At 60.9% G+C, this 21,441-nt stretch carries 19 protein-coding genes; 12 read left to right on the top strand and 7 right to left on the bottom strand.

The window, feature by feature from the left end; translation table 11 throughout:
* The 3 genes from LOY43_RS11575 to argE all read left to right on the top strand — a co-directional run bounded on the left by LOY43_RS11575 (position 1) and on the right by argE (position 2,394).
* Complete coding sequence (locus LOY43_RS11575) at positions 1-417, top strand: RidA family protein (RefSeq protein ID WP_099758743.1); 417 nt, start codon at positions 1-3, stop codon at positions 415-417.
* A gap of 154 nt (positions 418-571) precedes the next feature.
* On the top strand, positions 572-1,249 hold the full coding sequence (locus LOY43_RS11570; RefSeq protein ID WP_095050052.1) for a DUF1028 domain-containing protein: 678 nt from the start codon (positions 572-574) through the stop codon (positions 1,247-1,249).
* Positions 1,246-2,394: an acetylornithine deacetylase gene (argE, locus tag LOY43_RS11565; protein WP_258709663.1), complete on the top strand. Its 1,149-nt coding sequence runs from the start codon at positions 1,246-1,248 to the stop codon at positions 2,392-2,394. Before LOY43_RS11570 ends, argE begins: the two co-directional genes overlap by 4 nt.
* A gap of 18 nt (positions 2,395-2,412) precedes the next feature.
* Here the strand turns inward: argE and LOY43_RS11560 are convergent, their stop codons facing one another.
* Entirely contained in the window at positions 2,413-3,324 is a 912-nt protein-coding gene (locus tag LOY43_RS11560; RefSeq protein ID WP_095125698.1) for a LysR family transcriptional regulator, read from the bottom strand.
* Between the two features lie 235 nt (positions 3,325-3,559).
* On the opposite strand from LOY43_RS11560, the gene LOY43_RS11555 reads away from it, so the two are divergent.
* Both LOY43_RS11555 and LOY43_RS11550 read left to right on the top strand, forming a co-directional pair.
* Complete coding sequence (locus LOY43_RS11555) at positions 3,560-4,975, top strand: cytosine permease (RefSeq protein ID WP_095050049.1); 1,416 nt, start codon at positions 3,560-3,562, stop codon at positions 4,973-4,975.
* Between the two features lie 100 nt (positions 4,976-5,075).
* A complete protein-coding gene (locus LOY43_RS11550) occupies positions 5,076-5,699 on the top strand; it encodes a glutathione S-transferase family protein (RefSeq protein WP_258709662.1) in 624 nt (207 codons plus the stop codon).
* Positions 5,700-5,705: 6 nt separating this feature from the next.
* Here LOY43_RS11550 and LOY43_RS11545 read toward each other — a convergent pair whose 3' ends face one another.
* A complete protein-coding gene (locus LOY43_RS11545) occupies positions 5,706-6,203 on the bottom strand; it encodes a helix-turn-helix domain-containing protein (protein WP_099758736.1) in 498 nt (165 codons plus the stop codon).
* Positions 6,204-6,301: 98 nt separating this feature from the next.
* Between LOY43_RS11545 and LOY43_RS11540 the strand changes: the two genes are divergently transcribed.
* Both LOY43_RS11540 and LOY43_RS11535 read left to right on the top strand, forming a co-directional pair.
* A complete protein-coding gene (locus LOY43_RS11540; protein ID WP_095050046.1) occupies positions 6,302-6,940 on the top strand; it encodes an isochorismatase family cysteine hydrolase in 639 nt (212 codons plus the stop codon).
* Positions 6,937-8,502, top strand: coding sequence for an aldehyde dehydrogenase (NADP(+)) (locus tag LOY43_RS11535; RefSeq protein ID WP_095125701.1), 1,566 nt, complete (start codon positions 6,937-6,939; stop codon positions 8,500-8,502). Before LOY43_RS11540 ends, LOY43_RS11535 begins: the two co-directional genes overlap by 4 nt.
* A 27-nt stretch (positions 8,503-8,529) precedes the next feature.
* Here the strand turns inward: LOY43_RS11535 and ptrR are convergent, their stop codons facing one another.
* The gene (gene ptrR / locus LOY43_RS11530) at positions 8,530-9,408 is read right to left on the bottom strand and encodes a putrescine utilization regulator PtrR (protein ID WP_095050129.1); all 879 of its coding nucleotides are present in this window, start codon (positions 9,406-9,408) and stop codon (positions 8,530-8,532) included.
* Positions 9,409-9,511: 103 nt separating this feature from the next.
* On the opposite strand from ptrR, the gene LOY43_RS11525 reads away from it, so the two are divergent.
* Positions 9,512-10,903, top strand: a complete 1,392-nt coding sequence (locus LOY43_RS11525) for an aldehyde dehydrogenase family protein (RefSeq protein WP_095050044.1) — start codon at positions 9,512-9,514, stop codon at positions 10,901-10,903.
* Between the two features lie 249 nt (positions 10,904-11,152).
* Here the strand turns inward: LOY43_RS11525 and LOY43_RS11520 are convergent, their stop codons facing one another.
* Together LOY43_RS11520 and LOY43_RS11515 are read right to left on the bottom strand one after the other, a co-directional pair.
* Positions 11,153-12,697, bottom strand: coding sequence for an MFS transporter (locus LOY43_RS11520; protein WP_258709661.1), 1,545 nt, complete (start codon positions 12,695-12,697; stop codon positions 11,153-11,155).
* 131 nt (positions 12,698-12,828) lie between these two features.
* Complete coding sequence (locus tag LOY43_RS11515; RefSeq protein WP_095125704.1) at positions 12,829-13,659, bottom strand: oxidoreductase; 831 nt, start codon at positions 13,657-13,659, stop codon at positions 12,829-12,831.
* A gap of 131 nt (positions 13,660-13,790) precedes the next feature.
* Here LOY43_RS11515 and LOY43_RS11510 point away from each other — a divergent pair, with 131 nt between their 5' ends.
* Positions 13,791-14,681 carry a LysR family transcriptional regulator gene (locus LOY43_RS11510; protein ID WP_258709660.1) on the top strand — a complete coding sequence of 297 codons (891 nt, stop codon included), beginning with the start codon at positions 13,791-13,793 and terminating at the stop codon, positions 14,679-14,681.
* 4 nt (positions 14,682-14,685) lie between these two features.
* Here LOY43_RS11510 and LOY43_RS11505 read toward each other — a convergent pair whose 3' ends face one another.
* Positions 14,686-15,852 (bottom strand): DUF1624 domain-containing protein, encoded by a 1,167-nt coding sequence (locus tag LOY43_RS11505; RefSeq protein WP_258709659.1) that lies wholly within the window; start codon positions 15,850-15,852, stop codon positions 14,686-14,688.
* A gap of 217 nt (positions 15,853-16,069) precedes the next feature.
* On the opposite strand from LOY43_RS11505, the gene LOY43_RS11500 reads away from it, so the two are divergent.
* Entirely contained in the window at positions 16,070-16,666 is a 597-nt protein-coding gene (locus tag LOY43_RS11500; RefSeq protein WP_095050039.1) for a paraquat-inducible protein A, read from the top strand.
* The gene (locus LOY43_RS11495) at positions 16,663-17,352 is read left to right on the top strand and encodes a paraquat-inducible protein A (RefSeq protein WP_095125707.1); all 690 of its coding nucleotides are present in this window, start codon (positions 16,663-16,665) and stop codon (positions 17,350-17,352) included. Before LOY43_RS11500 ends, LOY43_RS11495 begins: the two co-directional genes overlap by 4 nt.
* On the opposite strand, the gene LOY43_RS11490 is transcribed toward LOY43_RS11495, so the two are convergent.
* Positions 17,285-20,311 (bottom strand): FAD-binding and (Fe-S)-binding domain-containing protein, encoded by a 3,027-nt coding sequence (locus tag LOY43_RS11490; RefSeq protein ID WP_258709658.1) that lies wholly within the window; start codon positions 20,309-20,311, stop codon positions 17,285-17,287. The two genes, LOY43_RS11495 and LOY43_RS11490, sit on opposite strands and share 68 nt — an antisense overlap.
* Before the next feature lie 157 nt (positions 20,312-20,468).
* Between LOY43_RS11490 and LOY43_RS11485 the strand changes: the two genes are divergently transcribed.
* Positions 20,469-21,353 (top strand): LysR substrate-binding domain-containing protein, encoded by an 885-nt coding sequence (locus LOY43_RS11485; RefSeq protein WP_095050036.1) that lies wholly within the window; start codon positions 20,469-20,471, stop codon positions 21,351-21,353.
* The last annotated feature ends 88 nt before the right edge of the window (positions 21,354-21,441 follow it).

Here is a 21,441-nt window from a genome sequence, read left to right as displayed (position 1 = left end):
ATGAGCCAGCCCACCCACACTCGCATCCGCATGTTCAACACCAAGGACACCTACCCGAACCAGACACTGGACAACGACCTGTGCCAGGCCGTGCGCGCCGGCAACACCGTGTATGTACGCGGTCAGGTCGGCACTGATTTCGACGGCAATCTGATCGGTCTGGGTGATCCGCGCGCGCAGGCAGAACAGGCCATGCGCAACGTCAAGCAACTGCTCGAAGAGGCTGGCAGCGACATGAGTCATATCGTCAAGACCACCACATACCTGATCGACCCACGTTATCGCGAGGCGGTGTATGGCGAAGTCGGCAAGTGGCTCAAGGGTGTGTTTCCGATTTCCACCGGACTGGTGGTGTCGGCGCTGGGGCAGCCGCAGTGGTTGATGGAGATTGATGTGATTGCGGTGATTCCTGAGTAAGGCATCACACCGAGTCGCGGCTATCGCTGGCAAGCCAGCTCCCACAGGGTTTGGAGTTGTTTGAAGGTTTTTTGATCGACCCCAAACCTGTGGGAGCTGGCTTGCCAGCGATGAGGCCCTCAAGGACAACATCTTCCTAGTAAGGAGTAAGCAGATGACCTTTTCAATCACAGCCCGCTGCGCCGAAACCGGTCAGTTCGGTGTCGCCATCAGTTCCTCCAGCATCGCCGTCGGTGCCCGTTGCCCGTGGCTGCTGCCGGGTGTTGGCGCGGTGTCGAGCCAGAACATCACCCTGCCGTCTCTCGGCCCGGAAGTCCTCGCGCTGATGGAGCAAGGTTTGGCGCCGGACGATGCGCTGGACAAAGTCCTCACGCGCAACGGCTACAGCCAGTACCGCCAGATCACCGCGATCAACCACCTCGGCCAGACCGCACATTTCAGCGGTGCGCAAACCCTCGGTGTGCACAACGCCGTCAGCGGCGAACAGTGCGTCGCCGCCGGCAACATGCTTGCCGGGCGTTCGGTGATCGAAGCCATGGTCAGCGCCTTCGAGGACGGCGAAGGTCAACTCGCTGATCGTCTGCTCAAAGCCCTGCACGCCGCACAAGCGCTCGGTGGCGAAGCCGGCCCGGTGCACTCCGCCGCTGTTGTGGTGGTCGGCGAGCAGACCTGGCCGATCGTCAACCTGCGCGTCGACTGGGCTGATGAAGACCCGATCGGTCAGTTGCAAAAACTCTGGAACGCTTACGAGCCTCAGCTTCAGGACTACATCGACCGCGCCCTCGATCCGGCCAAGGCGCCGGGTTATGGCGTGGCCGGTGATGACCGATGAACAGCGTCGAGTTGCTCAAGGCGCTGGTGGCGTTCGATACCACCAGCCGTGAATCCAACTTGCAACTGATCGAATTCGTTCGCGATTACCTCGAAGGTTTCGACGTGCCATGCGCGCTGATCTACAACGATGAGCGCAGCAAAGCCAACCTGTTCGCCACGATCGGTCCGGTGGATCAACCGGGCATCGTGCTGTCCGGGCATACCGATGTGGTGCCGGTCGATGGTCAGCCGTGGACGCTGCCGCCGTTCGAACTGACGGAACGCGACGGCAAGGTGTTTGGGCGCGGTACCGCGGACATGAAGGGGTATATCGCCTGCGTGCTGGCCTTGGTGCCGTTGCTGGTTAAAACGCCGCTGCGCATGCCGGTGCACATTGCCTTGTCCTATGACGAAGAAGTCGGCTGCCTCGGCGTGCGTTCGTTGCTCAAGGTCTTGCAGCAACGCCCGATCAAACCGTTGCTGTGCATCATCGGCGAACCGACCGAATTGAAACCGGTGCTCGGCCACAAGGGCAAACTGGCAATGCGCTGCGATGTGCAGGGCCATCCTTGCCATTCGGCCTATGCGCCGCTCGGGGTCAACGCGATTGAATACGCCGCCGAACTGATCGGCGAACTGGGTCGCCTCGGCCAGCAACTGAAAGCGCCGGAGCATCACGATGCGCGCTTCGACCCGCCCTACAGCACGGTGCAGACCGGTGTGATCAGCGGCGGCAAGGCCTTGAACATCGTGCCCGCCGATTGCCGTTTCGATTTCGAGATCCGCGCCCTGCCCTCGCAGGATCCAGCGCTCGTCGCCGAAGCACTGAAAGCCTACGCCGAGCGCGAAGTGCTGCCGCGTATGCGCGCGGTCAGTGCGCAGAGTGATATTCGCTTCAGCGCCTTATCGGCGTATCCGGGGCTGGCCACCGATGCGCAAAGTCAGGCCGCTGAGTTGATCTCTGCGTTCTGCGGTTCAACGGATTTCGGCAGCGTGGCCTTCGGCACTGAAGGCGGGTTGTTTGATGCGGTGGGCATTCCCACCGTGGTGTGTGGCCCCGGCAGCATGGATCAGGGTCACAAGCCCGATGAGTTTGTCAGCCTCGATCAGTTGCAGGCGTGCGATCAGATGCTTCAGCGCATGCTTGCGTTTATCAGTGATTGAACCCCGGCCCGACCGCCCTCACGGGTGCACTCGGGCCAGTTCTTCGCGGCAATGATCGACAAACAACTGCGCCGGTTTGGTCAGTTGCACCCGGCGCAGCCAGGCCGCCGACAATCCCGAACCGGTGACGTTTTCCGCCAGCGGCACGCACACCACTTGCTGGCCGTCGTAGGTGTAGTCGCTGAACGGTTTGGTCACCAGAATCGAAAAGCCGAAACCGTTGCCGACCATACCGCGCACCATCTCGATCGACGGTGAGCTGAAGACGATGTTCGGCGTCAGCCCGCGTTCCTCGAAGATGCTCACGAAGTAGGTGCGGCTCGGCACCACGTCGAGCAGGATCATCGGTTCCAGCACCAGATCATCCAGCGAGACCTTTGCCTGTTGCGCAAAGCGGTGGCTGGCCGGCAGCAACGCATAAGGCTGCTGCGGTGGCATCAGCGGCGTGGTTTCGATGGTGCTGTCCAAGTCGTGTTCAAACATCATCGCCACGTCGATGCTGCCGGCGGTCAGGGCCTGTACCAACTCTTGTTGTTCGCCATCACGAATGCGGATTTCCACCCCTGGCCAGCGCGCCTTGAAGCCGGCGATCAAGCGCGGCAAGTACAGCGGTGCGACGGTTTCGAAACAGCCGATATCGATCTGTCCCGCGACCACGTCATTATCGGCCAGCGCGTTTTGTTCAAACTCGTGAGCCACCCGCAGCAGCTCCAGCGCCTTGCGATAAAAGCGCGAGCCACTGGGCGTCAGCGAGACGCCTTGGGCGTGGTGACGGATGAATAACTGCACGCCGAAGCTTTCTTCCAGATGCTTGATCGCGGTGGAGACCGACGGCTGCGCGATGTAGAGCTTGCGCGAGGCCTCGGCGACGCTGCCGCAGTCGGCCGTGGTGACGAAGTATTTGAGCTGGCGCAGGTTATAGGCAGCCATGTGAGTCTCCCGAAGAGCGCGAGTGTTCGCCCTGTTTCCCTGGCGCACGATCAAGCTTGAACATACCGGACGCGGGCGCCAGCCGAAGCATATTTTTTTTAAGGTCTGTAGCAACAAACTTACTAATTTATCAATCCCGACGCTTTGCACATGATCACTTCAACAAGAAATGCGCCGCCCGTGCCGGCGCTTGCCGAAGTACGTCCACGTACTCATCCTTGCCTTGGAGTTCGTCATGGCTATCCCTGCAGCAACTTCCGCTCCGCTGATTGAAAAACACACGATAGGATACGTGCCCCCCGAAGATCGCCACGGAAAGGTCAGGGATCTGTTCACGCTCTGGTTCGGCGGCAACATCGCGCCGTTGCCCATCGTCACCGGTGCACTGGGCGTGCAGTTGTTTCACTTGAATCTGCTCTGGGGCATCGTCGCAATTCTCGTCGGCCATCTGGTCGGCGGCGTGTTGATGGCGCTGCACTCGGCGCAAGGCCCACAGATGGGCATCCCGCAGATGATCCAGAGCCGTGCGCAGTTCGGCTCCCTCGGCGCGTTGCTGGTGGTGTTGATTGCCGGCGTCATGTACATCGGCTTTTTCGCCTCCAACATCGTGCTGGCCGGCAAGTCGCTGCATGGCGTGGTCGACAGCGTTCCGGTGCCGGTCGGCATCGTCATCGGCGCAGTCGGTTCTGGGATTATCGGCATCATTGGTTACCGCTTCATCCACGTGCTCAACCGCATCGGCACGTGGGTGTTGGGGATCGGCATCGTTGTCGGTTTCGGCTACATTTTCACCCATATTCAGACTGACGACTTCCTCACTCGCGGCAGCTTCAACCTGTCCGGCTGGCTGGCCACTGTGTCGTTGGCGGCGTTGTGGCAGATCGCGTTTGCGCCTTACGTGTCTGATTATTCGCGTTACTTGCCGGCGGACGTTAAAGTCTCGTCGACGTTCTGGACCACGTATCTGGGTTCAGCGCTGGGGTCGAGTCTGGCGTTCATCTTCGGTGCCGTCGCGGTGCTGGCAACGCCCGTCGGCATGGACACCATGGACGCGGTGAAACTCGCCACCGGTTCCATTGGCCCGCTGATGCTGGTGCTGTTTCTGCTCAGCGTAATCAGCCACAACGCCCTCAACCTCTACGGCGCGGTGCTGTCGCTGATCACCCTGGTGCAAACCTTCGCCTACCGCTGGATTCCTACCGCCAAAAGCCGTGCGGTGATCTCGATCATCGTGTTGCTGGCCTGCTGCTTTGCCGCTGTCGGCGCCTCGAAAGACTTTATCGGCCACTTCGTCGACATGGTGCTGGTGTTGCTGGTGGTGTTGGTGCCGTGGACGGCGATCAACCTGATCGACTTCTACGCAATCCACAAAGGTCAGTACGACATCCAGTCGATCTTCCAGGTCGACGGCGGCATCTACGGCCGCTACAACCCGCAGGCGTTGCTGGCTTACGCGATCGGCATCGCCGTGCAGATCCCGTTCATGAACACGCCGCTTTACGTCGGCCCGGTGTCGGCGCACATCAACGGTGCGGACCTGTCCTGGCTGGTGGGGCTGCTGGTGACCTCGCCGCTGTACTTCTGGCTGGCCAATCGGGACACCTCCTATCGTCGGCGGATGATGGGCGGGAAACTGGCGAGCAGTTTGTGATTTTGACCTGATGAACAACCAAGGCCCGCCCAGTGCGGGCCTTGTCTATTGCGGTGTGGTATTACTTCAGGCCTGACGATTATTGGGTAAGGGAAATCCAATGCTGCGAATACTGGGTAAAGCCTCATCGATCAACGTGCGCAAAGTCCTGTGGACTTGCGCTGAACTGCAGATTCCTTTCGAGCGTGAAGACTGGGGTTCGGGATTCAGATCGACGCACGATGCGCAGTTTCTCGCGCTCAATCCCTGTGCCATGGTGCCGGTGATTCAGGACGGCGACTTCACGTTGTGGGAATCGAACACGATCATTCGTTATCTGGTGTCGCGCTACGACGGTTCGCACCTCTACCCGACTGACGCGCAAACACGGGCGCGGATTGATCAGTGGATCGACTGGCAAGCGTCGGAGCTGAATCGCTCGTGGTCGTACGCCTTTCTGTCTCTGGTGCGACAGTCGCCTGAGCATCAGGACAGCGCCGCACTGGCGGTCGGGATTGAGCAATGGTCGAAGAACATGGCAATCCTCGACCGGCAACTGGAGAAGACCGGCGCCTACGTCAGCGGCGAACAGTTTTCCCTGGCGGACATTCCCATCGGGCTGTCGGTGAACCGCTGGTTCGAAACCCCACTGGCTCACCCGGATTTTGCCGCAGTGAAAGCCTATTACAATCGCTTGAACCTGCGCCCCGGCTACGTGCTGCACGGTCGCAACGGCACGCCGTAATCGCGGTTATTTGCTTTTGAACGCCTCACGCCGCGCCTGCCGTTCGGCGGCGTAGGCTGCTTGTGGCTGGCTGATCAAATCTTGCCGACGCAACGGTTCACCGCAGTGCTCGCACAGCGGCCCGAGGCCGGCGTCGTGGTTGCAGTTTTTGTGGGTCATGTTCACCGCCAGTCCCTCCTCCGGTGCCTTGCACCAGGTCTCTCCCCACGCCCGCAACGCGATGATCACCGGGTAGAACGCCTCACCTTTCGCCGTGAGGTGGTACTCGTAGCGTTTCGGCCTTTCGTTGTACAACCGGCGCTCAACCAGCCCCTCCGCTTCCAGGCATTTCAGACGCGCGGCAACCATCTGCGGCGTACCGCCGGTCTGCGCCTGGATCTCGTCATAGCGATGATTGGCCATGAACAACTCGCGCAAAACCAGCACGGTCCAGCGGTCGCCGACGATCGTCTCGGCCCGGGAAATCGGGCACAGCGTATCGGGAAGACTATCGTTTACTGCCATCAGGGCTTGCCTCTTTTACAGTTACTATGATTATCATATCTACACGATGCCGGGACAAGCCCTGTGCACCGATAATCCCATTGCCGGAGCAAGCAGCCATGTCGAATACCCCCTATCCGCTGGACAGAACCGCCTACCTGTTGGTCGATCCGTACAACGATTTTCTCTCGGAGGGCGGCAAGATTTTCCCTTTGATCAAACCCATGGCCGAGCAGAACGGCCTGCTCGACAACCTGCGCAAACTCGATCGCACGGTGCGCGACCTGAACATTCCGGTGGTCATCGTACCCCATCATCGCTGGGAAAAAGGCGACTACGAAACCTGGGACCACCCGACCCCGACGCAATGCAAAATCATGCACATGCATCATTTTGCCCGGGGCGAATGGGGCGGCGAATGGCACCCGGATTTCGCCCCGAAGGATGGCGATATCGTGGTTCAGGAACATTGGGGTTCCAGTGGATTCGCCAACACCGACCTGGATTTTCGCCTGAAGCAGCAAGGCGTCACCCACGTAATCATCGTCGGCCTGCTGGCCAATACCTGCATCGAAGCCACCGCGCGCTATGCCTCGGAACTGGGCTACCACGTCACCCTGGTACGCGATGCAACAGCGGCCTTCAAAGCGGAAATGATGCACGCCGCTCACGAACTCAACGGCCCGACATTCGCTCACGTGATTGCCAGCACTGACGAACTAATTGCCAACCTCCAATCCCAGGGTGAAGCGCAATGAATCTGACCGGCCATTTGCTGATCGGCGCGGCGGATGTCGCCGCCACCGAAGGCACGATGAAAGCGCTGAACCCGGCCACCGATCAACGGATAGAACCGGACTTCGCTTTCGGCGGTGCGGCACAGGTTGATCAGGCTGCAACACTCGCCGATGCCGCGTTCGACCACTACAGCCACACCTCGCTGGCCGAGCGTGCCGCGTTTCTCGAGAGCATCGCTGACAACCTCGATGAGGTTCGTAGCGAACTGGCGGCACGCGCGGCACTGGAAACCGGACTGCCCGAAGCACAGCTTGAGGGCGAAGCTTTGAGAGCCGCGATCCAGTTCCGCCAGTTCGCCGATGTGGTGCGCCGGGGCCGCTTTCTGCAATTGGCCATCGACCCGGCGCAACCCCAGCGTCAGCCGCGCCCACGGATGGATCATCGCTTGCAAAAAATCGCCATCGGCCCGGTGGCGATTTTCGGCGCGAGCAACTTCCCGATTTCCTATTCGGTGGCAGGTGGCGATACCGCGTCGGCACTCGCGGCCGGGGCACCGGTGATTCTCAAGGCACACAACGCGCATCCCGGCGCCTCGGAAATCCAGGCCCGCGCCATTCGTAAAGCCGTGCAGGCGCATGGCTTGCCCGAAGGTGTTTTCTCGATGGTGCGTGGTGGCGGCAATGCCATTGGCGAAGCGCTGGTCGATCATCCGCTGATCAAGGCTGTGACGTTTACCGGATCTGAACAGGGCGGCATGGCGCTCTATCGCCGCGCGCAATTGCGCCCCGAGCCGATCCCGGTATTCACCGAAATGACCAGCGTCAACCCGACCTTCATCCTGCCCGAGGCCATGGCGGCTCGCGGCACCGAGATCGGCGACGGCTTTATCGAGCGCATGCTGGTCAACGTCGGTCAGGCCTGTTTGTGTCCGTCGATCCTGATTGCCATCCGTGGTGCCGGGTTTGAAGAGCTGCGCAGCGCCATGCGCAAACGGGTCAGCGCGGCACCGGCGCGGACGATGCTGACGCCGGGCATTCATGGCGCCTACGTCGAGGGTCTGATGGTGATGGAAGGTGCCGGCGCGCAGGTGATCGCGGCAGGCACGCCGGCCGATGCCACATTCGCCGGACGCGCTGCGTTGCTGGAAGTCGAGGGACACCAATTGCTCAGTGAACCGGGATTGGCCCACGAAGTGTTCGGCCCGTCGGCGCTGCTGGTGGCGGTCACTGATGCCGAGGAACTGCTGGCGGTCGCCCGCTCGTTCAGGGGACAGCTCAGCGCTGCCATCCACCTTGAAGAGGTGGACCTGGAACTCGCGCGGCGCCTGCTGCCGATCCTCGAACGCCGCACCGGACGCATCGTGGCCAACGCCTTCGCGCATCCACAGGAAGTGACGTACGCCACGGTGCACGGCGGGCCGTTTCCGGCGACGTCGGACAGCCGTTTCACCTCGGTCGGCATGACCTCGATCGAACGCTTCTTGCGTCCCGTGACTTATCAGGGTTTTCCGGATGAGTTGTTGCCACAGCCGTTGCGCGAGGGCAATCCGCTGCAACTGCCACGTAGCGTCGACGGGCAATAACAGCGATCCAGTGCGCGGCGGACGCGATCATGCATCTGCGCGCACCACCCCGCGCTCTTCCAGCAAGCGCACAAACATGCTCAGACTGCGCGATACCGTGCCCCGTCGCCACACCAGCCAAGTGGTCAGATAACGAAAGTCCGCGGCCAATGGCCAGACGCTGACGGTCGCGCTGCCGGGCATGCTCTGCAGCATTTTGCGCGGCATCAGCGCCAGACCTGCACCGGCGCTGACGCAGGCGAGCATGCCGTGATAGGACTCCATTTCGAAGATCTTGCCCGGTACAGCGGCGTCGGTGCTGAACCATTTTTCAAAGTGGTGACGGTAGGAACAGTTGGAACGGAAGGCATAAATATTCTCGCCGTTGACATCCGCCGCGCGCTTGACGGGCGCGTGGCTGATCGGGGCGATGATGACCATTTCTTCCTCGAACGCCGGCACGCCTTCCAGCGTTGGATGCAGCACCGGGCCGTCGACAAACGCTGCAGCCAGACGCCCGGACAGCACGCCGTCGATCATCGTGCCCGAGGGGCCGGTCGAGAGGTCGAGATCGACCTTGGGGTGCAATTGGTTGTACGCCGCGAGCAATTCGGGAATACGCACCGCCGCCGTGCTTTCCAGCGAGCCTAACGGAAACGCGCCCTGCGGTTCCTCCCCCGCCACCGTCGCCCGGGCCTCTTGCACCAGGTCGAGAATCCGTCGCGCGTATTCAAGAAAACTCCACCCGGCCGGCGACAGGCGCAAACGGCTTTTCTCGCGGATAAACAGATCAACGCCCAGATCCTGCTCAAGCTGCTTGATCCGCGTGGTCAGGTTCGACGGCACGCGATGAATCTGCGCGGCGGCGGCGCTGATGCTGCCGTGCTCGGCAACGGCTTTGAAGATTTCCAGCTGCACCAGATCCACAGTCATTCTCCAATCGTGAAAGAAACGATCTTTATTATTCAGTTTCCAGAAAACAAACACCACCCTACTCTAGGCCCATCCGACGAACATGCAGGACGATGCCATGAGCCAGATTTCCAGCCAGACCCACGCCATCTCGATCAATCCCGCCACCGGCGAGCAGATCGGTCACTACGCGTTTGAATCCGCGCAAGCGCTCGACGCCGCACTGACCCGCGCCGCTTATGGCTTCGGCAAATGGAAGCGCAAGCCGCTGCAGGATCGCTCGCGTTTATTGACCGCCCTCGCCGGTGCTCTGCGCGAAACCAGCGAAGCCATGGCCACCATGATCACTCAGGAAATGGGCAAGCCAATTGCTCAGGCCCGTGGCGAAATCGAGAAATGCGCCAAGCTTTGCGAGTGGTACGCCGAACACGGCCCGGCCATGCTCGACGCCGAACCAACGCAAGTTGAAGGCGGCAAGGCGCGCATCGAATACCGTCCGCTCGGCCCGATCCTCGCAGTGATGCCGTGGAACTTCCCGATCTGGCAAGTGCTGCGCGGCGCCGTACCGGCGCTGATCGCCGGCAACACGTACGTGCTCAAACATGCGCCGAACGTGATGGGCAGCGCCTACCTGTTGCGCGACGCGTTTACTCGCGCCGGTTTCGCTGATGGTGTGTTTGAAGTGATCAATGTCACCCCGGAAGGCGTTTCCACCGCGATTGCCGATTCGCGCATTGCCGCCGTGACCCTGACCGGCAGCGTGCGTGCCGGCATGGCTATCGGCGCTCAGGCCGGTGCCGCGCTGAAGAAATGCGTGCTGGAACTCGGCGGTTCCGACCCGTTCATCGTGCTCAACGACGCCGATCTGGATGAAGCCGTGCAAGCCGCTGTGATCGGTCGCTACCAGAACTCCGGTCAGGTCTGCGCAGCAGCCAAACGGCTGATCATCGAAGAAGGCGTGGTCGAAGAATTCACGCGTAAATTCGTCGAAGCCACGCGCAAGTTGAAGGTCGGTGATCCGCTGTCCGCCGAGACCTACATCGGTCCGATGGCACGTTTCGACCTGCGTGATGAACTCGACCAGCAAGTGCGCGACACCCTTGAAGAAGGCGCAACGCTGTTGCTCGGCGGCGGCAAGTCTGAAGGCCCGGGCAACTACTACGAGCCGACCGTGCTGGCCGATGTCACCGACCGCATGACTTCGTTCAAACAGGAACTGTTCGGCCCGGTCGCCTCGATCATCACCGCCCGCGATTGCGCGCATGCCGTGGCCTTGGCCAACGACAGCGAGTTCGGCCTGACCGCGACCATTTACACCGCCAACGTGGCACTGGCCCAGCAACTGACCAGCGAACTGGACACCGGCGGCGTGTTCATCAACGGCTACTCCGCGAGCGATCCGCGCGTGACCTTTGGCGGCGTGAAGAAGAGCGGTTTCGGACGTGAACTGTCGCACTTCGGCGTACGCGAGTTCTGCAACGCGCAGACCGTGTGGCTGGATCGTAAATAATCCAGACACCGGAAAACCCTGTGGGAGTGAGCCTGCTCGCGATAGCGGTACATCAAGCGATGAAGATGCTGAATGCACCGGCCCCATCGCTGGCAAGCCAGCTCCCACAATGACTGCGGTGTAACCACTGATGCTGCAGACACCCTGGAACCCTGTGGGAGCTGGCTTGCCAGCGATAGCGGTGCATCAGTCGACATTTATGCCAACTGATACTCCGCTTTCGCGAGCAGGCTCGCTCCCACATTGGCTTTATGCAGCAGCCTGTTGTGGCTCGGCGACGCTGCGATCTTTGCTCAACAATCCCAGCACCACCGCCGCCGATGCGAGGGTGATCACCGTCAGGATGTGCAGCAGATACTGAAACGCCGCCGCATAACCTTGCACCAAACGTTCATTGGCCAGACCTGGCACGGTGTTGATCGCATGCGCCATATCGCCGGTGGTCACCCGGTGCGCGGTCTCGGCGATCAGCGACGCCTCAGCGCTGCCTGTCACTGCGTGCAGGGCACTCGACAGATCAGCGTGCAGCAATGACGCCAGCACTGCCGCCACAATCGCCAGAGCAATCCCCTCACCCGCCACGCGCACGGTACTGAAGATGCCCGCCGCCATGCCGGCGCGCTCTTTCGGCACGACACTGACCGACAAACCATCCATCAGCCCCCACGGTAAACCGGCGCCCATGCCGATCAGCAGCATCGGCACCACCAAGGCGATTTTCGGCTCACCGACGTTGTACAGACTCAGCCAATGCAAGCCCACAGCGGCCATCAGGAATCCGGCACCGGACAAGATGCCGGCGGAAACGAAGCGCGCCAGCGATGCGGCCAGCATCGGCACCACCAGCATCGGCGCCGACAACGCCAGTAACAGCAGACCGGCGTCTATCTCGCTCAGCCCCTCAACGCCGATGAAGCGCAGCGGCAACATCACCACCAGCACGATGTAGCAGAAACAGGTGCCGATCGGCAGCATCTGCACGCCAATGAATCGCGGATAACGGAACAGGGTCAGATCAAGCATCGGCCGTTCGACACGCATTTCGACGATCACGAAGGCGGCCAGCAGCACCGCCGAAGCGCACAGCAAACCGAGCACAAGTGGACTGTCCCAACCACTGTCCGGCGCCTGGATCAGGCCAAACGTAAACAGCGCCAGCATTGCGCTGAACAGCAGCGTGCCCGGCCAGTCCAGCCCTTTGGCATGCGGGTCGCGGGTTTCACGCATGCGCGGCACACCGAAAACCAGCGCGATGATTCCAATCAACGCGGTAAAGACAAAAATCGCCCGCCAGTTGAAGGCCTCGATCAACGCGCCGGCCACCAGCGGACCGAAAGCCAGACCAATGCCGAACGTAGTGCCGAGCACGCTGTACGCCCGGGTTCGGGCATGGCCTTCGAATTCTTGCGCCAGCGCCGCCGAGCCGCTGGCCAGCGCCGCCGCTCCCGCCACTCCTTGAACCGCGCGCAACGCATCCAGCCAGAACACCGACGGCGCCAGACTCTGCGCGATCGAGGCGGCGGTGAACAGCAGCATGCCGAAGGTAAACAGGCGTTTGCGTCCGTACACGTCAGCCAATGCGCCGGCGGCCATCAGCAAACTGCCGAACGACAACATGAACGCATTGGTGATCCAGGTCAGCGCCACCGGACTGCCGCCCAGATCGCGGCCAATGGCCGGCGTCGCCACCGCGCCTCCGGTAAAACTTAACGGCAGAACCAGCGCCGAGAGGCACACGGCCGCCAGTATGAGCAACTTGTCGCGCGTTCCGTGCGGCGGAGTCATAGCGTTCATCATTCCATCCCTTGAGCAATCACAATGCTGCATAACGCAGCGAATAAGGCGCGAAAACCGCAGAAAAATCCACCGAAGTTTGCGCACCAAAAAGATGAGAGCGAGCAACCTCGCTCTCACAGCTCCGGCGTTCAGTTGGCGAAATCGGTAGACAGCGCCAGCTCATTCCACTCGGCCAGTTCTTGCGCCACCAACCGATTCTTCGCCTCGATCCGCGCCACCGTGTCACTGCCCAGCGCCAGGCGTTGCGGCGGATTTGGCGCATTGACCAGCGCCAGCATCGCCTCGGCAAACTTCTGCGGATCACCCGGTTGCGCATGGTTGGCCGCCTCGGCGAACGCACGCATCTTGCCAACGGTTTCGTCATAGTCCGCCAGCTCAAGCCGGGTTTTGATCAGCGACTGTTCATCAAGGAAATCCGTGCGGAAGAAGCCCGGCTCGACCACCGTGGCTTGAATGCCCAGCGGCGCCAGTTCCTGATGCAGCGCTTCGGTGATGCCTTCGACGGCAAATTTGGTCGAGCCGTAAACACCCCAGCCCATATAAGCCTGGTAGCCGCCGATCGACGAGATGTTGATCACCCGGCCACTGCGTTGCGCCCGCATAGGCGGCAACACCGCGCGGGTGACGTTGAGCAGGCCGAACACGTTGGTGGCGAACAGGCGCTCGGTCTCGCTGGCACTGGTTTCTTCCACCGCGCCGAGTACGCCAAACCCGGCGTTGTTGATCAGCACATCGATACGGCCAAACCGCTTGATTCCTTCAGCAACCGCTTGGTGAGCTTCGTCTTCACGGGTGACGTCGAGACGCACCGCCAGCAGGTTCGGTTGCTCGCCGAGACGGTCAGTGATGTCTTGCGGGTTACGTGCAGTGGCGATCACCGCATCGCCGGCATGCAGGGCGCGTTCTGCAATGAGGCTACCAAAACCACGGGAAGCGCCAGTAATGAACCAGGTACGCATATCAACCCCTCCTGTCTGCGACCCTAGCGGTGGTGCCGGGGTCTTCTTGATGAGTTGAAGCGACTTTAAGGCCGTGTTACTGATGTGATAATCCCAACAAATTTGCATGACTTTGTGAAAGGCATTCACAGATGAAAACCCCTTCAGCGGCAGATCTTTCGGTATTCCTCTGCACCGCTCAGCAGTTGAATTTCAGCAAAGCGGCAATCGAGCTAGGCCTGACGCCGTCCGCGTTAAGCCATTCAGTAAAGGCACTAGAGAATCGTCTTGGCGTGCGCCTGTTCAATCGCACCACTCGCAGCGTGGCATTGACCGAGGCTGGCGAGCGTCTGTATGCGCGGTTGAAACCGGCGTTTCGCGACATCGACGATGCGCTGGAAGACCTCAACCATTTCCGCGATAAACCCTCGGGCAACCTGCGCATCACCTGTGGACGGCAAGCCTGTGAACTGGTGCTGCTGCCGATTGCCAGCGAGTTTTTGCTGGCCTATCCAGACATCCGTCTGGAAGTGGTCGAGAGCGATGCGCTGCTGGATATCGTCGCTAATGGGTTCAATGCCGGCGTGCGCTTCGGCGATCGCCTTGAGGCTGACATGGTGTCGCTGCCGATCGGCCCGACAATGCGTTCAGTGGTCGTTGGTTCACCGGCGTTTTTTGCACGCCACGCAGCACCGCAAAAACCCGAAGACCTGCACGGACTGCCGTGCATCCGCCACCGCTTTCCCAGCGGCTCGATGTACCGCTGGGAACTCGAACGTGGCGGCATCGCCCAGGAAATCGAAGTCAAAGGCCCGTTAACCCTCGGCGATGTCAGCCTGATGGTCGGGCCCGCGCTGCAAGGGCTGGGCCTGGCCTATGTGTTCGAAGACATGGTCAGCGAACACCTGGCCAGCGGGCGTCTGCTGCAAGTGCTGGGAGACTGGTGCCCGTTCTATCCGGGCCTGCACCTGTACTACCCGAGCCGGCGTCATGTGCCAGCACCGCTCAAAGCGTTTATCGACTTCGTGCGCAACCGGCGCTAGGCGTTTACAGATACTTGAGCCAGGCGATGTCGCGGCGACGGGCCTTCAATGCCGAGAACCAGCGCACGGCCGGGAACAGCGCAATTGACAGAAGCGCTGCCGCCAGCCAGATCGCCGCCACTGACGAGAAGCCGAAATAGCTGCCCTGATTCAGCCCGAACAGGGCCACACCGATCAGGTACAACACCTTCAACGCGTACAGATGCAGCAGATAGAAAAACATCGGCGCCGAACCGAACACAGTCAGCCAGCGAATCCAGCGGCGATCCTGCAAGCGTTCGAATGCCAGTAGCAGCAACAGCCCGACGCTCACGGTCAGCGCGATAAACAACAACGACGGCGGGTACTTGGTGATGTTGAAAAAACTCATCAGGGTTTGCACCGACGTGTCACCCACGACCCATGGTTTTTCGCCATAGCCGTTGATCAGCCGCAAGCCGACAAAACCCAGCAGCCCGGCGCTACCCGCGATCAGCAGGTGGCATTGACGCAAACCTGCTTCAACGCCACGAGCAAACCACGGCCCGAGCGCATAACCCAGACCGATCACACCGATCCACGGCAGTAACGGATAGGAGGTGCGCAGGCGCAGATTTTCGCTGACTTCGATCCAGCCGCGATCATGCAAAATCGCCCACGGCACATGCAGCGCCGACTCCACCGGGAAATGCACCGCGTCGAGCAGGTTGTGTCCGGCGATGATCATCAGGCTCAACGCCAGCAACAACCAGCGCGGCAGCCACACCAGCAATGACAAGGCGATCATGCTCAAACCGATCGCCCAGATCACTTGCAGATAAATCACGCTCGGTGGCAGTTGGAAGGTCCACGCGAAGTTCACCAGCGTGAACTCCAGCACCACCAGAAACAGACCGCGCTTGAACAGAAACGCACTGACATCGGCCTTGCCTGCGTACTTTTCGCCGAACAACCACGCCGACAATCCCGTCAGCAGCACGAACACCGGCGCACACAGATGCGCCAGCGTGCGACTGAAAAACAACGCCGGTTCAGTGCTGGCAATGTCCATCGGGTCGGCGACCTGGCGGTGCAGCAAAAAAGTTTCGCGCACGTGGTCCAGCAGCATGAACAGAATGACCAAGCCTCTGAGGGCGTCAATGGACAGCAGCCGGCCAGTGGGCGAGGCAGAACGGGGGAGCGCAATTGTCATGAGCGTTTCGCAATCGAAGGGTTAACAGCGGGCGCCGACAAGGACTGCCCTGAAAATTTTGCGTTACCTTATAACACTAAAAAGCAAAATCCAAAGCCCAATCGATAGCAATTCTCAGAAAACCGCAGCCGATCACACCGTCCAGGTTGCCCAATGGCCTCAGGCTTCTATAGTGATCAAGTCCCCTGCCCTTGCGGCCTGTTGTCGAGCGTTGTCCATGGTCAACACCGAACACCTGATCATCTGCGAGCACTGCGACTGCGTTTACGAAAAAGCCGTGCTGGGCAAACACCAGAAAACCTCGTGCGTGCGTTGCGGCGGCGTACTCCAGCGTTTCAACGGTTTGACCGTCGAACAGCGCCTGGCACTGACCTTCACGGCGGCGATGCTGTGGCTGTTTGCCAATTTCTATCCGGTGATGAGCATCAGCCTCAAAGGCCTGAAAAACAGTGCGACGCTGTGGGATTCGGTGCTGGCGCTGAGTCAGGGGCCGATCACCTTCATAGCGATGGTCGCGGCAATTTCGATCATTATTGCCCCGGCATTTCAACTGGTCCTGCTGACCTGGGTGCTTAGCTTCGCCCTGTCATCGCGACGCGCACCGGGCTTCAAGGTGTGCATGCGCTGGCTGGAAACCCTGCGGCCGTGGAGCATGCTCGAAGTGTGCCTGCTGGGGGCGATGGTCGCGGTGTTCAAACTGGCGGGATTGCTCGACGTGTTGCCCGGCATCGGCCTGTTCGCATTGGCCGTGCTGAGTTTGATGATGATCAGGATTGCCGGCCGCGATATCCGCGACCTATGGGACATTCCATGAACCGACCCGCGACTGCCAGCGAACTCAACCTGTGCCTGTGCCACAGCTGTGGCCTGGCCTGCGACATGACCGACGAGCCACATGAATGCCCCCGTTGCGACGCGCCGCTGCATCGGCGCAAGACTAATTCACTGGCGCGCACCTGGGCCTACATGCTCGCGGCGCTGGCGTTTTACGTGCCGGCCAATCTGCTGCCGGTGATGAACACCACCATGCTTGGCAGCGGCGCCGACAGCACGATCATGAGCGGCGTGCTGGAGTTCTGGCAGCATGGCGCGTGGGACATCGCACTGATCATCTTTATCGCCAGTATCGCCGTGCCGGGCGTCAAGTTCGTCGCCCTGTCGCTGTTGTTGATCACTGTGCAACGCGACAGTGGCTGGGCACGCCGGGAGCGCTCGAAAATGTTCCGCTTCGTCGAGCTGATCGGCTACTGGTCAATGCTCGATGTGCTGGTGGTCGCACTGGTCGCAGCGTTGGTGAAGTTCCAGACACTGGGCGATATCGAACCGCGACCGGGCATCCTGTTCTTCGGCATGGTCGTGGTGCTGACCATGCTCTCGGCAATGAGCTTCGACCCTCGGCTGATCTGGGACAACGCTCCAGACGATGAACCACTCAGCGACGCAGAGCCGTCAGCAACACCTGCAACGGATGGCGCAGTGCCTGATCCGACTGGCGCTTGACCTGACTGCGGCAGGAATACCCCGTGGCCAACGCTTCGCCCTGCTCTGCCGGCGCCGCCACCTGACGGGCCCACGACTGCTCGTAGATCACCGCTGAAGTTTTACGATTGCGCGCCTCGTGGCCATACGTGCCGGACATGCCGCAGCAACCGGTGGCTTGCGTGGCCAGTTTCAACCCTGCGCGCTCGAACACTTGCTCCCACTGCCGAGTCGCGGCCGGGGCGTTGGTTTTCTCGGTGCAATGGGCGAGCAGTCGGAACGAGGCGTTTTTATCCTGCGGCGCCTGCTCCGGCATCACCTTGAGCAACCATTCCTGCACCAGTGCCACCTCCGGGCATTGCTGCATGCCCGGGACTTTAAGGTATTCCTGGCGGTACACCAGCGTCATCGCCGGATCGAGGCCCAGCAACGGCACACCGATGTCCGCCAATTCGCGCAACTGCCGGGCATTGCGCAGCGCCGCGCGGTTGAACGCCGAGAGGAAGCCCTGCACGTGCAGCGGTTTGCCATTGGCGCTGAACGGCGCCAGATACACCTGATAACCCAGACGCGAAATCAGCTCGACCAGATCAGCCAACAGCGGCGCTTCGAAGTAGCGCGTGAAGGCATCCTGCACGATGACCACACTGCGTTCACGTTGCGCTGGAGTCAGCGTCGCCAAGGTCGACGCCGTCGCCGCTTGCACCTGCCAGCGGCGCATCGCCGCATGGAAATCAAAGCGACTGAGCAACGGCACATCGATCATGCCACCGACCCGTTCCAACAGGCTGCGAACAAATTCAGCGCCCATCAACCCGTTGTACAACGCCGGAATCCGCGCCATGTAGGGGATGCTGTATTCCAGCGAGGCGATCAGGTAATCCCGCGCCGGGCGCAGATAACGGCTGTGATACAGCTCAAGAAAACGCGAACGAAACTCCGGCACATTGACCTTGACCGGGCACTGTCCCGCACAGGATTTGCACGCCAGGCAACCGGCCATGGCGTCGTAGACTTCGTGGGAGAAGTCTTCGGCCTGCGCACGACTGTTGCGCCAGCGCTGCCACAACGTGCTGAAAAACGCCGGCTTGCGAATCGCCTCGGACAACACATCGACACCCGCCTCACCCTGCAAACGCAGCCACTCGCGGATCAACGAGGCACGGCCCTTGGGCGACTGAGCGCGCTCGCGGGTGGCTTTCCACGACGGGCACATGGCGTCGTCGGGGTCAAAGTTGTAGCAGGCGCCGTTGCCGTTGCAGTGCATGGCCGCGCCGTAGCTCTGCCAGACCTTTTCGTCGATCTGTCGATCGAGTTCACCGCGCAAAGTCACTTCGTCGATTTTCAGCAGCGCAGCGCCAGTGTTGGCCGGGGTGGCGATCTTGCCTGGGTTGAACTGGTTGAACGGGTCGAACGCGGCCTTCAAGGCTTGCAGCGCCGGGTAGAGTTCACCGAAAAAGGCCGGCGCGTATTCCGAACGCAAGCCTTTGCCGTGCTCGCCCCACAGAAGGCCACCGTAACGCTGGGTCAGCGCGGCGACACCATCGGACACCGGACGCACCAGCGCCGCTTGCTGCGGGTCTTTCATGTCGAGGATCGGCCGCACGTGCAGCACGCCTGCATCGACGTGGCCGAACATGCCGTACTGCAAGCCGTGGCTGTCGAGCAAGTCGCGTAATTCGGCGATGTACTCGGCCAAATGCTGCGGCGGCACCGCTGTGTCTTCAACAAAAGGCTGCGGCCGCGCTTCTCCGGCGACGTTGCCGAGCAGGCCTACCGCACGTTTGCGCATGCCGTAGACCTTGTTTACCGCCGCATGACCGACCGCCAGCGTATGGCCCAAACGCTCAACCGTGCGGTCGCAGCCCAAGTGGTCGACGAATGCTTCGACCCGGCGCTGCAAATCCTCCGGATCGTCGCCGCAGAACTCCACCAGATTGATGCCCAAGGTCGGGCGCTCGGCGCTTTCCGGGAAATACTCGGCGACGCCGTGCCAGACAATGTCCTGCATCGCCAGCAGCAAGACTTTCGAGTCAACGGTTTCGATCGACAGCGGCTTGAGCGCCATCAAGGCGCGGGCGTCGCGCAGTGCGTCCATGAACCCGGCGTAGCGGATGTTCACCAACATTGTGTGCTTGGGGATCGGCAAGACATTCAGCCGCGCTTCGACGACAAACCCCAGCGAGCCTTCGGCACCGCAAAGCACGCTGTTGAGGTTGAAACGGTTGTCCGCCTCACGCAGGTGCGCCAGGTCATAACCGGTCAGGCAACGGTTGAGATCGGGGAAACGCTCTTTGATCAGCTCGCCCTGCTCATCAATGATTTGCCGCGCACAGCGGTAGACTTCACCGACGCGATCTTCGCGGGCGCACTGGGCTTCGAGTTCGCTTTCCTCAAGAGGCAGACCGTGCAGACGCTCACCGCCGCGCAAGATCATGTCGAGTTCGAGCACATGGTCGCGGGTCTTGCCATAGGTGCAACTGCCCTGACCACTGGCATCGGTGTTAATCATGCCGCCGACGGTGGCGCGGTTGGAGGTCGACAGTTCCGGGGCAAAAAACAGCCCGGCGGATTTCAGCGCGGCGTTGAGCTGATCCTTGACCACTCCGGCCTGCACGCGCACCCAGCGCTGCTCGACGTTGATTTCCAGAATGCGGTTCATGTGCCGCGACAGGTCGACGACGATGCCGTCCGTCAGCGATTGGCCGTTGGTGCCGGTGCCGCCACCGCGAGGGGTGATCACCACTTGTTGATAGGCCGGTTCGGCGATCAGCCGCGCCACCCGTGCCAAGTCATCAGCGTCCAGCGGAAACACCGCCGCTTGCGGCAGGCGCTGATAGATCGAGTTGTCGGTCGCCAGCACCACACGGCTGGCGTAATCGGCGCTGATTTCACCGCGAAAGCCGCTGGCTTTCAGGGCTGTGAGGAACTGCTGGTAATCGTTGGCCAGGGCTTTGGCGGGGGACAGCTGGGCAATCATCGGTCAGGGTATCTCGGTCAAATCGGGCCGTGTGGCGGTGAACAGTTGTACGCAACGAATGATTGCGTCAGGCTCCGCCATCTCATGGTGTCCATGTTCATTGCTGGCGAACGCAGGGACAACCGTAAATTCGACCCGCTATTGATGACTTTTACGAATGAATCCGCGCACGCTCACTCCTTCCATGTCGTTATTGCTGGCTTTCGAGGCCGCCGCGCGCCATGAAAGCTACACCCGCGCCGCCCACGAACTGTCGCTGACGCAGAGTGCGGTCAGCCGTCAGGTGCAGATTCTCGAGAAGATGCTCGGCATGCGTTTGTTCACGCGCGAAGGCAGGCAAGTGGTGCTGACCGATGTCGGGCGCATGTATCAGCGCGAACTCGCCGAAGCGCTTGGGCAGATTCGCAGCGCGACCTTGCAGGCCATGGCATTTGGCTCGGGCATTCACAGCTTGCGCCTGGCAACGCTGCCGACTTTCGGTTCGAAGTGGCTATTGCCGCGACTCAAGGATTTCTACACCGCGCACCCGGGTATGACCGTGCATTTACATTCGCGGATCGAAGCGATCGATTTCGATACCAGCGAAATCGATGCGGCGATCTGCGTCGGCGGCGGGGACTGGCCGGGGTTGACCGCCCTGCCCTTGCACACCGAGGAACTGGTGGTGATCGCCAGTGCGCAGTTGTCCGACGCCGAACGCGACGACGCCGAACAACACATAGCCGGGCAACTGCTGCTCAATGTCAGCAGCAATGCCCAGGCGTGGGCGGAGTGGTTCAGCCATCAAGGTCTGCCGCACCGCAGCATGCGCATCGGGCCGAGCTTTGAAATGACTTCGCACTTGATTCAGGCAGTGCGGGCCAATATTGGTGTGGGTTTGGTGCCGCGGATTCTGGTTGAGGATGAGTTGTTGAGTGGTGAGTTGTTGCAACTGGGCGAGCCGATTACCAGTCGGCGCAGCTATTACCTGGTGTATCCGCCGCGCAATGAGAATTTGCCGTCGCTGAAAGCGTTTCGGGATTGGCTGGTAAAAACGTTGTGAACATGAGGACGCCAATCGCGAGCAGGCTCACTCCTACAGGGAAGCGCATTCCAACTGTAGGAGTGAGCCTGCTCGCGATGGCGTCAAA

It is taken from the genome of Pseudomonas sp. B21-041 (genome assembly GCF_024748675.1).
Lineage (GTDB): Bacteria > Pseudomonadota > Gammaproteobacteria > Pseudomonadales > Pseudomonadaceae > Aquipseudomonas > Aquipseudomonas neuropathica.
Note: the sequence above shows the minus strand (reverse complement) of the source record. Positions and strands in the feature narration are given on the sequence as shown.